General features: G+C 59.6%; 12 protein-coding genes and 3 pseudogenes. 4 read left to right on the top strand and 11 right to left on the bottom strand.

Annotated elements, in window-relative coordinates; genetic code table 11:
* Window positions 1–222: 222 nt before the first annotated feature.
* The 5 genes from RND78_RS23470 to RND78_RS23490 all read right to left on the bottom strand — a co-directional run bounded on the left by RND78_RS23470 (window position 223) and on the right by RND78_RS23490 (window position 4,397).
* Complete coding sequence (locus tag RND78_RS23470; protein ID WP_312732419.1) at window positions 223–852, bottom strand: ParA family protein; 630 nt, start codon at window positions 850–852, stop codon at window positions 223–225.
* A gap of 962 nt (window positions 853–1,814) precedes the next feature.
* Window positions 1,815–2,153: a helicase associated domain-containing protein gene (locus RND78_RS23475; protein WP_409457109.1), complete on the bottom strand. Its 339-nt coding sequence runs from the start codon at window positions 2,151–2,153 to the stop codon at window positions 1,815–1,817.
* Window positions 2,154–2,201: 48 nt separating this feature from the next.
* Window positions 2,202–2,651: a helicase associated domain-containing protein gene (locus tag RND78_RS23480; protein WP_312732421.1), complete on the bottom strand. Its 450-nt coding sequence runs from the start codon at window positions 2,649–2,651 to the stop codon at window positions 2,202–2,204.
* The gene (locus RND78_RS23485; RefSeq protein ID WP_312732422.1) at window positions 2,623–3,858 is read right to left on the bottom strand and encodes a helicase associated domain-containing protein; all 1,236 of its coding nucleotides are present in this window, start codon (window positions 3,856–3,858) and stop codon (window positions 2,623–2,625) included. Before RND78_RS23485 ends, RND78_RS23480 begins: the two co-directional genes overlap by 29 nt.
* On the bottom strand, window positions 3,855–4,397 hold the full coding sequence (locus RND78_RS23490; RefSeq protein WP_312732430.1) for a DEAD/DEAH box helicase family protein: 543 nt from the start codon (window positions 4,395–4,397) through the stop codon (window positions 3,855–3,857). The genes RND78_RS23485 and RND78_RS23490 overlap by 4 nt, the downstream gene beginning before the upstream one ends.
* Window positions 4,398–4,520: 123 nt before the next feature.
* Between RND78_RS23490 and RND78_RS23495 the strand changes: the two are divergent.
* Window positions 4,521–4,852, top strand: a pseudogene (locus tag RND78_RS23495) (transposase); the annotation flags it as partial.
* 1,058 nt (window positions 4,853–5,910) lie between these two features.
* Entirely contained in the window at window positions 5,911–6,636 is a 726-nt protein-coding gene (locus RND78_RS23500; protein WP_312732423.1) for a 6-hydroxymethylpterin diphosphokinase MptE-like protein, read from the top strand.
* Window positions 6,637–6,842: 206 nt separating this feature from the next.
* Here RND78_RS23500 and RND78_RS23505 read toward each other — a convergent pair whose 3' ends face one another.
* Window positions 6,843–7,211 (bottom strand): glycosyltransferase, encoded by a 369-nt coding sequence (locus tag RND78_RS23505; RefSeq protein WP_312732424.1) that lies wholly within the window; start codon window positions 7,209–7,211, stop codon window positions 6,843–6,845.
* 319 nt (window positions 7,212–7,530) lie between these two features.
* On the bottom strand, window positions 7,531–8,049 hold the full coding sequence (locus RND78_RS23510; RefSeq protein ID WP_312732425.1) for a glycosyltransferase family A protein: 519 nt from the start codon (window positions 8,047–8,049) through the stop codon (window positions 7,531–7,533).
* Between the two features lie 232 nt (window positions 8,050–8,281).
* On the opposite strand from RND78_RS23510, the gene RND78_RS23515 reads away from it, so the two are divergent.
* Window positions 8,282–8,410 (top strand): hypothetical protein, encoded by a 129-nt coding sequence (locus RND78_RS23515; protein WP_312732426.1) that lies wholly within the window; start codon window positions 8,282–8,284, stop codon window positions 8,408–8,410.
* Here the strand turns inward: RND78_RS23515 and pilM are convergent.
* Entirely contained in the window at window positions 8,407–8,793 is a 387-nt protein-coding gene (pilM, locus tag RND78_RS28460) for a type IV pilus biogenesis protein PilM (RefSeq protein WP_409457111.1), read from the bottom strand. The two genes, RND78_RS23515 and pilM, sit on opposite strands and share 4 nt — an antisense overlap.
* Window positions 8,794–8,911: 118 nt before the next feature.
* On the opposite strand from pilM, the pseudogene RND78_RS23520 reads away from it, so the two are divergent.
* Window positions 8,912–9,859 (top strand): annotated as a pseudogene (locus RND78_RS23520) (IS481 family transposase).
* Here the strand turns inward: RND78_RS23520 and RND78_RS23525 are convergent.
* The 3 genes and pseudogenes from RND78_RS23525 to RND78_RS23535 form a co-directional block, all read right to left on the bottom strand.
* Window positions 9,856–10,074, bottom strand: a complete 219-nt coding sequence (locus RND78_RS23525; RefSeq protein WP_312732427.1) for a hypothetical protein — start codon at window positions 10,072–10,074, stop codon at window positions 9,856–9,858. The pseudogene RND78_RS23520 and the gene RND78_RS23525 overlap by 4 nt on opposite strands.
* Before the next feature lie 397 nt (window positions 10,075–10,471).
* Window positions 10,472–10,809: pseudogene (locus tag RND78_RS23530) on the bottom strand (PilN family type IVB pilus formation outer membrane protein); the annotation flags it as partial.
* On the bottom strand, window positions 10,806–11,177 hold a 372-nt coding region (locus tag RND78_RS23535), incomplete at its 5' end, for a toxin co-regulated pilus biosynthesis Q family protein (RefSeq protein ID WP_312732428.1). The pseudogene RND78_RS23530 and the gene RND78_RS23535, both read right to left, overlap by 4 nt.

Raw genomic sequence — 11,177 nt, forward strand, 5'->3', positions numbered from 1 at the left:
CAGCTTTCGCTGCTGGCGCGGGCTCCTCGGTCGTATGCTGCGTAGCAGCCAAGTGGTTTTGATAAACGCTGGGTACTGACGGTGCTGCAGATGTGACAGGCTCCGTTGTTTTGGACGTATTGAGCATTGAGCCAAGATCTCGAGGAGTACGAGCCATAAGGTCTAACCTTCTTTGCAAATACTTAAACATGTATGTGAGTGCTTAAGTGCTTGAGCAAGCACTTAAGCACGTGCTTGCTGAGATTCTAACTCTTCCGATACGTAGTCGCATAGTTTTCTGATGTCACGCGCTGCCGAGCAGCTAGGTCGAAGCTCCTGCGGTACCCTACCGTCAATCCCGGCTTCGACCATGATGGTGCGGCGCGGCATCGGTGGGCAAAGCTTGCCATGCTGAGACAGTGCCACCATCACGTCTTTTGTGATGTTCGTGTTGAGCGTCACTTCGTTCAGCAGGAACACGAAGGGCTTGTTTTCATCCTTCACCAAGGTCAGCGTTTGCCTTACTGCACGCAAATCGTGTGGGCCTGCTTTGACCGGAATGATCACGAGATCAGCGAATTTTACGGTCGCAGTGATAACGTCGTTAGACTCAGGGGGTGTGTCAATGAGGACGTAGTCGTACCCCTCCCCTTCCAGGACGCTCAGGGCCGCCCCTAAGCTCTCGTATGGGACGTTTGACATCTGCGGCTCCTCAATCTCACGCTCTTGCCACCATTCGGTAAGGCTGCCTTGCGGATCCGTATCTATCAGCATCACCCGATTTCCACGGCGGGCCAACTCTACTCCTAGGACCTCAGTCGTGGTGGTCTTACCAACACCGCCCTTCCTCGACGCAATCGCCACTGTCTTCACTAGAAATCTCCTTAAGTACGCGCTCGCCCACTTAGGCGGGTGTTTGCTCATTTGCTTACGCGAGGGTTCATGCAAGCAAGCCATGCGAGTATACGCTTGCATGTTCACGCGAGCAAGTAGGTGCTTACATGAGTAAGAGCTTAGGTGCTTGCGTGCTTATGCACTTAAATACTTACCTGCTCGATCCGAAACTCCCTTGTAGTCGCTAGCGAAGCTTGAAGCTAATCAGGTCTAAGGCCCGCAAGTCGATGCTCTGTAGATAAGTAACCAAGCATTTTGCTTATCCAAGCATGCGTGCCAGGCGTGGGGGTTTTTTACAGAAGTCGGAGATAGCCGACCGGTGAGGGCAGATTGATGTGTAGCATCAGGTGTATCGCTAGCGCGCCTGTTGGTACCGGTGGCTGCATCGGGATCGATATGAATGCGCTTTGATCGTCATCGTAGAGGGGGGCGATGGGCAACACGCTTGCCGGAAACGCGACCAACGAATATGCTTGCATGCTTGTATGCTTGTATGCTTGTATGCTTGTATGCTTGTATGCTTGTATGCTTGTATGCTTGTATGCTTGTATGCTTTATGCGAGCGCTCGCGGATACAGTGCGCCCTTAGCGGTGACATGATCACGCATCACACGACACGAGATAGACGCCCACTTAAATACTTAAGTGCGTACTTAAGTATGTGCGCACGTAGACTGCGCAAATTTGAGATCGCGCGTGAAGTTCGATTTTGCGGGGAAGCCACGGCTCCTGCTAAGAAATGATTTGCACAGGTGATAGCGCGTAGCTGCGCTCTTACAGTCTTGCAGACGTGCCGATGCTTGCGCGGGTAAGCACACACATACGTAAGTGCTTAAGCACGCAACGTAGCTAGGGCTGTTTTGGCAGCTCCCGGGCATTAATCTTAGACGTGAGCCATAAAAGGTTGCCGGTAGGTGTGAGTCATCTCGCTGCTGAGGCTGCTACGAGAAAACGCCCAATTGGCGTAGCGCTGCCTGCTTCGTTTCACCGAGTTTGCCGGCCTTCAGCATGGTTTTCTGCCGGGACACCCATGAGCCCAACCACAGCCCGTCTGCAGTCACGTGTTTTACCGGTACCGAGGTACTGCCGTTGACCGTCAGGTAGTTCTGCAGCGCTGCATAGTGCTGTTGCCACGCAGCTTCCGCTGGATCGAAGGAAAACCCCGCAGCCAGCAACCGGCCGGGATCGGGATCCTCCGGTTTGTCCTTTAGCCGTGTGCGTTGATTCGAGCACCACCTGCCGAGTTTGTAACCGTCGGCAGTCACGTAGGCTGTCGGCACATCGCAGTGGCCATGCTGGGTCTTGAAGCGCTCAAGGTGCTGCAGGCCCTAGTCGAAAGCCGCACCGAACATCTCCCACACAAAGCCAGCTGGGTCCAGCAGCTCAATTCGCTGCTCGTCCATTTGGCCGTCGCAGTAGCGCGCGCGCTGATTCCCGACCCAGGTACAGAGCGCGGTCCCATTGGGCAGCACGAAGTCGAGCGGCACATTCACATGGCCATGCTGTGCACCGTATTGCTTCAGCGCAGCGTAGGCGGCGTCCCAGCGGGCATCCAATACTCCGGCGTCGAAGTCGAAGCCCAGGGCGGCCAGCCGATCTCGTCTGGACAGGTCAATCTGACGGCTGCGCTGGTTCCGGCACCAGTCCGCCAGATCGGTACCGTCGACGAGCACCTGGCGCTGGGCAGTGCGCAGGTGGCCACGCTGTTCCTTGAACGCCACGAGCGCCTGATACCGCTTTTCCCAGGCGTCATCGAAGGGGCTTAGGGTGAAGCCCAAGGCATCGAGTAGCTGTTTTTTTCCGCGGCGCCAGCCGGCCGAGGCGATAGGCCTTGCGCTGCTCGCTGCACCAGTGGCCCAGGGCAAGCCCGTCTGAGGTGACGACGTCGACGGCGTGGGAGGGCGATCCCGTATCAGCCAGATAGCTGCGCAAGGCTTCGTACCCCCGCTCCCAGGCATGCTCTCCCGGATCGAACTCGAAGCCGATGGCCTCCAGCTGCTCGGCACGATTGGGCGCAAGCCGGCCTAGCCGGTGGAGCGCGCGCTGGCGTGAGCACCAGGCGCCCAGGGTGTGCCGGCTCGGTGTGCGATAGCTGCGCGGGACGCGGGCATGGCCACGGTCGGTCATGAACCCGCGCAGGAGCCCGTAAAAGTGCGGCCAGCTGCCGGCGATGCGCCCAACGAGCTCCGTTGATAGCACAGCCTTCAGACTGGCGGCCCAGGCGCCGGCGTCGGGACGGCCAGCAGGCGCGATGACGTGCAGGTTGTTGAACCAGCCGGGCGACGCAGGCTGTCCGGTTTCGCCCTGGTCCACCGCGGCGCGCTGCACCTCGTTGAACATCGCGTCGTCCTGCTCGGCGAGCGCCGCCAGGGTCCGCCAGACCGTAGACATGTCGCTGCGCGCCACGGCCTGGATGAAGGACTCGCCGGAGCTCCGCTTCAGGCGCAGGGGTATCAGGACATAGCCGTAGCGCTTGCCCGGCGCCTTGCGCACGGCGCGGCCGAGCGCCTGGACGATGTCGACGTGGCTTTCCCGCCGGTGCAGGAAGGCGACCAGATCGGTATCCTGCACATCTACCCCTTCAGCCAGGCAACGTGCACAAGACAGCGCCGCACGAGGTGCCCGGCCATACTGGTGAAGCAGCCGGGTACGCTGCCATGATGGGAAAGAGCCGTCGATCTGACGGGCCCAGAACTCACCCTCGCCGACGGCCTCCTGGAGCGCGGTCGCGAAACGCTTCGACTGTGAGATCCGCGAGTAGAAGGCGAAGGCTTTGCGGGCGCCAACGTCAGTCATTGCGCGTAGCAATTCCTGGGCATGCACCGCATACCGCCGTCCATCATCGCCCAAGGCCTCACCGAGCTGCTCGTCATCCACCTCTTCCACGGAGATGATGACGCGGAAATCGCAAATGATGCCCGCCGCGACGGCGGCAGAGTAGCTGAGCTCGTAGGCGACCGGACCGAAGACGGTCTCATCGGTCATGGAGTAACTGGGCCCGGTCCCGGCCGGACCTTCCTCCTCAGCAATGGCCACGGCGTCGCGAGGCCCTGGGCGAGGGTAGGGGCACTGGCGTAGGTGCACAACACGATCAGGTCTCGACCCAGGGTACCGACCTTCAGCGCGATCTCCTCCGGCGAGGTAGTGACCGCCACCGGTAGATCCTCGAGCACCTCATGCTCGTCGTCGAGCGTGGCCACGCTCTCGTCGCTGCAGACGCACAGCACGCGCTCCAGATCCAACTCGGCGTTGCTCACCCAGGCCTGCATCGTCTGGCTGACCAGGGCGAGCGAGGGTAGGAAAATGACGATGCTGCGAGCATCGAGCGCTGCGGCGACACCCTGGGCAAACCGAGTCTTGCCGGTCCCACACGCCATATGCACCTGCAGCCGGGCGCGCTGCTTGAAGCCGTCCAGGATGCGGGCGCGAGCTTGGAACTGGTGAGGGGTGAGGGGCGAGGAGGCTGGAGGAAAACTGCATCGGTAGTGAGCGGCGGTGGCGTAGTAGGGGAGGGCGGTGATTATCGCACCGAAACGCCTTGTGCTTCAGGTGCTAGCTGTGATCTCTCAGTAGGTTGTTCATCCCGGAGCGCCCTGGATGAACAACCTACTAAGAGATCACAGCTAGGTCGGGGTTCGTATCCCCATGGCAAACCAGGTCGTCCCCGCGATCGCTGCCGCTGATTGCTGACCAGACAAGGGCTACGGTGCCGAGCGCCTGCGCAAGTACTAGACCGTTACCGGATGCGGTCTGTGATCCCGCTACGAACCTGAGACGCAAGCTCAAGCCGGGACTGCCAAGGCTGTTCGAACGCTCGAAATACCGGTAGCGCAACAACATCGAGCGAATGTTCGGCTGGCTTAAGGTGAGTCGCAGGATCGGCACCCGCTACGACAAGCTGGCAAAAAGTTATGCTGCGGTGCTCACGCTCTCTTGCATGCTGCGCCGTCTACGCCAATATTTTTTGTACAGGCCCTAGGCGGTGATTGTCTGATTTGTGAATTCCGACGAACGGTCTTATAGCGGCGATTTCAGTACTTTAAATCTCAGTTCAAGAGTCTCACCATAACAACGCAATGTGATAGGCGTCACGAAATGATCGACCATGAATGGAACGCTAAATTTTGAGATTGTTTACAGGAAGGGTGAGATCAATTGTTTGATTGTAAGGGCCGATAGGCTCTCGAGAAGTGATGCGTATGCAGAAATCTGTTTCGCAGAGCAATTACTTTTAGGCCATAAACCGTCTGACCCCGGCTTGACGTTTGAAGCACTCGCAAGGTCAGAGGGCATTGAGCTCATCCATGTTCGAGCTATGCTTGATTGATGACCCTAGGCCATTTCATAGGACACACGGGCATTGGACATGCCGCTACTTGGGCTTATCAGGCCCATGCAATCTCGGATTGAAGGATGCCAGCCCACGTGATCCGAGGCGCTGTATGAGCTTGATGCGCTCAAGATCAGCGTCATCGCGCGCGCCTGCCATATCACGTTTAAAGTCATTCACCTGCTCAGCCAATTTGGCTCGATCCTGAAGATCCTTCGGTCACTGCGAGTCGCTGACCGCGCCTGGAGCCGTTTGTACGCTCGGTGGCGCTGAGCACCTGGGCAATGTCTTTGCCCTGGCTGGGCTTTTCGCACAAAAACATACGCACTGGATTCCTCTGTCAATGGCCGATTGGCCTACAGGGCGAACGGTGACAGGTGCGGCACATAAGGTCATGGCTAACTGAAACTGGTCCAGATATGATTAGATCCAAGAATAGTTGTTTCGCTAACGCTCATTGTGAGCGAAGGGCTTGATTTGGGATCATTGAGATGGATCAATTTTGTAGTGGACACTAGCTACCAATTTTTTTCCGGCTTTGCGAGTTGGTCTTTTGCAATAACCCTCTCGTTTTCCATAACAACAAGCCCGTCTTTTCGACCCCTATTCGCGCTTGGCCGAGGTGAAGTTATCTGGCCCGCCTATGGAGAATGTCCACGTGGGAAGAGCTTTCTCGTCACTGAAAAATGCCCATCGGGGGCGCTGTCTTGATCTTGGCATCCGGCCCTTCGGCCGCCGAACTCGACATTTATCGCTGGGAACAGCTGCCGATCATCACACTGAACGGCGCGGTCAGCAAGCTGATCGAGGCCTCCATTCGGCCGATGTACTACGTCTGCAGCGATCGCAGCTTCCACGAGCAGCAGCCCACGCTCTACGAAGCTGCGGTCGAACATTCGCAGCGTTTGGCCCTATGGCCTGAGGACATCCAGCGGCTCTCCAGACGGTGCGCCGGCAAGGCCTACGCGCTGCGCAAGGCGCATCGGGCAAGCTTTCGCGACTACTTCGGCCGCGATCATGGCCTGGCCGTACGGCTGGTATCGCCTTTCAGCAAGCGCGCCCGGGACATCGGTTTCAGTAAGGACATGGACTACGGCATTTTCGATGTGCGGACAGTCGCGTACATCTGCCTGCAACTGGCCTATCACCTTGGGTTCGACGAGATCTATCTGGCTGGAGTGGATCTCAACGTCCAGGCACCGCGCTTTTATGAATCTGCAGCTGGTCAGTCAGCGCCCTGCGGCCTGGATCAGCACCTGCAGACGAGGATCCTGCTGGCGATGAGGCTGGCCGCTGGTGTGCTGGCAGCGGAAGGTCGTGGTGTCATCAACCTATCTCAGCAGAGCTTGATCCCTGAGGACGTCTTTCCTAGGGCATGTCCGCACCAGGTACAACTCGAGCTGGACAGTCCCCAACGAGCACTAGCATCTTAGGAAGGCCTAGCTGGCCCAGCGGAATTTAAGCGAGTAATAGAAAAGGCATTTGGCCACCAGCCACTACAGCTTGGAATAGCCCAGCGCGCCGCTGGCCTGTACCCACTCCCATCGAAGGCGCCATAGCGCTTCTACCTTGCGCAAGAACTCCATCCAGAAGGGTGCGCCCCGTTGCTCTAGCAACGGCACTGAGAGATTGTCGGTGCTCAGCACACACGCGCTATCGCTTCCTTGCGCAGCGCCTGATAGTCCATCGCGGTCCTGATCCAGCGCGCATCGAAATGGCCCTCCGCGAAGTGGCGTAGGCCGACGTCGTAGACCACCGCCACCTCATATCGCCGGCTCATCCGCAGGGCGAAGTCGATGTCGTAGAAATGGAACGGGGGCAGCGCCTCGTTGAAGGGCAACTCCAGCACTACTTCGCGGCGGGCGCAGACCCATACACCATCGAGTGCGCAGACCGGCTGGCACATACGCTCATCACCTCCAGGGCGATGGTGAAATAGATTATCCGTGCCATCACGATGCCGCTGGTACAGGCGTATGTAGTTCGTTTCGGCCTTGCCGGCCGCCATCCATCCCTAGGGGCCGCGGCTCTTGAAGCGGGCCCCGGCAACGCGCTCGTACCCAGCTGGACGTCTTCCTGAGAGTGGTCGATCACCCGCAGTCTCCAGTCTGTCTCCAGGAATTTCAACTCCTCGTGGTTGAAGCAGACGATGACGTCCCGAGCCCGCTCAGCGCTTTCGTTGTAGACGACACACAGCCCACGGCTGGCTTGGCGGTTGTCGATTGCGATCAGTTGGTAGGACACAACGATCGTGGCTTCGATGTTGCGGGTAACCGCTTCTAGGAGCTCAAGTTTCGCCGAGCGGATGACGATGGAGATCGCGGACGCTACTTCCTGGATGGGCGGTAGGGCATAAGCTGGGTCTTATCGAAGTCCAGCAGTTGGACGCCTGCGGCGTGCTGATCCTTCAGCCAATTGCCGTCGCTGCCCATGAAACTGACCAAGGCGCCTACACAGGGGTGCTCGGGATGTTCTTCCAAGTAGGCCGCGCGAATTCGTGAGGATTGCGGCAACACCACGTCCTCTAGATCCGGTGTGGCAACGTATTTACCTTGGGCATGGGCTAGGCCGGTATTCAACGCAGCGCTGACGCCTGCATTGATCTGGGCGAGCAACGTGAAGCCACAGCGTGCCTGCAGCGCGGGCAGCTGCTGGACGCTATCGTCGGTCGATCCATCGTCGACCACCATGACTTCGAAGCGCGGGTAGTCCTGAGCATAGATGCTGGCCAGGCCTTCCTCAAGGTAGGGGCCGGCATTGAGGCAGGGCGCGATCACGGAAATCAGCGGCAGATGCCTCAGGGCATCATCATCCGGTGACGTGCGCGGGAGGGGGAGAGCTTGCATATAGCGAAAGGTCCACTCTTGACGCCATGAAATTGTACTGTGCTCGGCCCAACGATCGCGACTGGAAACTGATCTTCAAGCAGTTACAAACTCTAGCCTTTCCGTTGTGGTTGGACCCCGCGGGACTGGTCAGTCAGCCGGCGAATCATTCCGTTGATCCACCTGCCGGTAATCCGCTGGGAATTTCCATGATATCGAGAGTCTGGAGATACTTTGATGAAGCGGATTCACCATGGACACCGAGGACCATCCGACCGACATGGTTGCCGCGGCCGCCAGTGGCCTGATGATAGCTCTGACATTGACCGTTGGCGTAGTTCTGGCCGGCGGCGTTGCCCTGCTTGCCGAACTGATCGTCTAGCGGTAAGCCACGGCTGCGCCCGCAGGAACCGCTGCTGGGAGAGTAATTCCAGTGGCGCCAGACGAGGGGCTGACAAGTTGCCCATTCGTGGCATAGCCCACCGCCGTGGATTCAGTGAGCTCGGCTAGCGTCTTGACCACGCCATTGGGAGGGGCTACGTAGTGGGCGTAGCTGGATCCCGCCTGCAAATAGTCGCTCACCCCTGCCGCGTGCACCCACCAGGTTGGCAAGGCCAGTGCAGAATCCGCAGGCGCGCCGGAGAAGCCCGGGTTGTTGTAGGCGTACTCGGCCAGCGCGCTGCGGTAGATCAGGAGGTTATGAGCAAGTGCGGAGACATCTACGGCCTGACGACGGTTGTCGCTGCTCTGCTGCTGCTTGCTCAGCCACTATGATGACCCACAACATAGGCATGGCCTAGTTGTGATCTCTCAGTAGGTTGTTCATCCGGGGCGTTCCCGGAATTCTGAAAGCGCGACCAACACAGCCTTCCAGGAGCCCCGGATGAACCTGCATAAACATGCCCGTCTTACCCCTCGAGGTCGAGCCCTTCTCGTACAACGCATGCTCACGGGGCTGCGCGCTGAGGATGCAGCACAAGCGGCGGGAGTCAGTGTCCGTACGGCCTACAAGTGGCTCAGGCGCTTTCGTGAGGAGGGCGAGTCCGGTCTGCTGGATCGTTCATCACGTCCGCATTCCTGCCCGCATGGGACCTCGAGCGACCGGGTCGCACACTTGATCCCGCTACGCCGATCTCGCCATACCTATCGACAGATCGCCCAACTACTTGGCGTGGCCGTCAGTACCGTTGCGCGTCGTCTCAAACAGGCAGGCTTTCATCGTTTGGCCGAGCTGGAGCCCGCCCCTGGGGTGGTGCGCTACGAATATCCCCAGGCCGGCGACCTGCTCCATCTGGATATCAAGAAGCTTGGCCGATTCTGGAGGCCTGGCCACCGAGTGACGGGGGATCGTCAGCAGGGCTGCGATGGCGCCGGCTGGGAGTTCGTCCAGATGGCCATTGATGAGGCGTCCCGGCTGGCCTTCACCAGCCTGCACCCGGACGAGCGCGGCAGTAGCGCCTGTCGAGCCTTGTTGCAGGCGGTGCGCTACTACCGCGGGCTGGGTATCCGCTTTGAGCGAGTCATGACAGACAACGGTGCCTGCTACCGCTCTCATTCGTTTCGGCGCTTGTGTGCTCGGCTCGGGCTGAAACACCTCCGCACCAAACCCTAGACGCCGCGTACGAACGGCAAGGCCGAGCGCTTCATCCAGACGAGCCTGCGTGAGTGGGCCTATGCACGCAGCTACGACAGCTCCGAGCAGCGAGCCCGGCACCTACCCGCGTGGCTGCATCACTACAATTGGCACAGGCCGCATTCCAGCCTCAACTCCAAACCGCCCATCAGTCGGGCTCCGTTGCCAGTGAACAACGTACTGGGTTTACACAGCTAGCACACTTTCCGGCTCAGGCGCTTTTGCTCTTGCACCAGGGTCTCGAGCTGCTCCGGATCGATTATCTCCTCAAGCAAGGCGTCCACCTGATGTAACAGCTCACGGGCCTGATGAGTCCCCGGCTTGTCGAGTGCCATGGTTTCCATTGTCTGCTGCTCGACGCGTGCCGTGCTGGTCAGAAGGCGCAGCGCAAGAACGGTTGGAATGTCGTACATGCGGCTACCTCAGAACTGACAGCAAAAGATGGTCGCATAATCATTCTGGCTGATGGCGATATTAGGGGTGGATGCCCAGCGCTGACTGCTACCACTGGTGTTCCAGCCCACCTTGGTACCGACAGCGCAGGCGTAGGTTCATTACGTCATTCGGGTCGTAACCCGGAATGGTGTGGCGTGGCAGGCGGGCGTCTTGCTAGCTTGGCGCTTCCATTACCCACCTGGCAGGAAAGCAAGGCACCTGCGCCCTGCCGGCGGACCGAGTCATTGGTGGCGCAGCGCGCGTTTTCCGTCGCCGGGCCGATCAGCTAAACGTACTCACCGACGTAGGTCCTGCCGTCGGAGAAAATGCTGTTCCCGCGCATCTGGCCGCACGTGTATAAGTCCTTACCGGCGTAGGCGCTAACAGTACGGCGATACGGCACTGGCTGGTGATGTACTGGGCGATCTCGGTGATGCCGACGCTGCCGACGGCCGATAGCTGAGCTCGCAGTCCAGGGCCGAGGGCATGCCACGTTTGGCCACCACCGGTTGCGTGGAGACCCAGGGCTTGTCGCTGAACTCCACGGTCTCGCGCTTGGGCTGTTGCTGCTGATTGCGCAGCATGGCTGCATATTGGCTGGCCATGGCGGCGTCGTTCTCGGCGCGCTGGGCCGATTCGTCCACCCGCTGCACCGAGCAGCTGGCGAGCAGGAGCGCCGCAGCCAGGGCGCTCAGGCGAAGGGGGCGGGTCATGACTTCTTCCTCTCGGAAACATGAACGATGCGCTGGCTGGAGTTGCCATCGACGATGAAGGAGCGGCGAGCACCGTCGTAGAGCGGGAAGACCTGGGCGACGGCTTCGGCAAAGGTGCCGCGGAAGTGCAGGGCCGCCTCGATGGGGTAGTCCAGGTCATCGGGTTCCCAGACCACCTGCCAGCCTGCGCGCTTGGCCCAGGCCTCGACGGACTGCCGCAAGGTGCTGCCAATGGGTGCATCCCAGGTCTGGGTCATGGCAGATGCTGGCTCGGTCAGTCGGACCGAAGGCAGGGGGTAGGCGCTCGCGGCAGCGGCTGCCGCTGTAGTTGACGGCCTGGCGCTGGTGACGGTGTCTGAAGAAGCTGA

The organism is Pseudomonas oryzihabitans (assembly GCF_032027545.1).
GTDB lineage: Bacteria > Pseudomonadota > Gammaproteobacteria > Pseudomonadales > Pseudomonadaceae > Chryseomonas > Chryseomonas oryzihabitans_F.

What these genes read in the sequence shown, in the direction of transcription:
- RND78_RS23515 (WP_312732426.1), top strand. Translation starts at nt 8,282, where the DNA reads ATGGACACCGAGGACCATCCGACCGACATGGTTGCCGCGGCCGCCAGT.
- RND78_RS23510 (WP_312732425.1), bottom strand. Translation starts at nt 8,049, where the DNA reads ATGCAAGCTCTCCCCCTCCCGCGCACGTCACCGGATGATGATGCCCTG.
- RND78_RS23485 (WP_312732422.1), bottom strand. Translation starts at nt 3,858, where the DNA reads ATGACCGATGAGACCGTCTTCGGTCCGGTCGCCTACGAGCTCAGCTAC.
- RND78_RS23505 (WP_312732424.1), bottom strand. Translation starts at nt 7,211, where the DNA reads ATGGCGGCCGGCAAGGCCGAAACGAACTACATACGCCTGTACCAGCGG.
- RND78_RS23525 (WP_312732427.1), bottom strand. Translation starts at nt 10,074, where the DNA reads ATGTACGACATTCCAACCGTTCTTGCGCTGCGCCTTCTGACCAGCACG.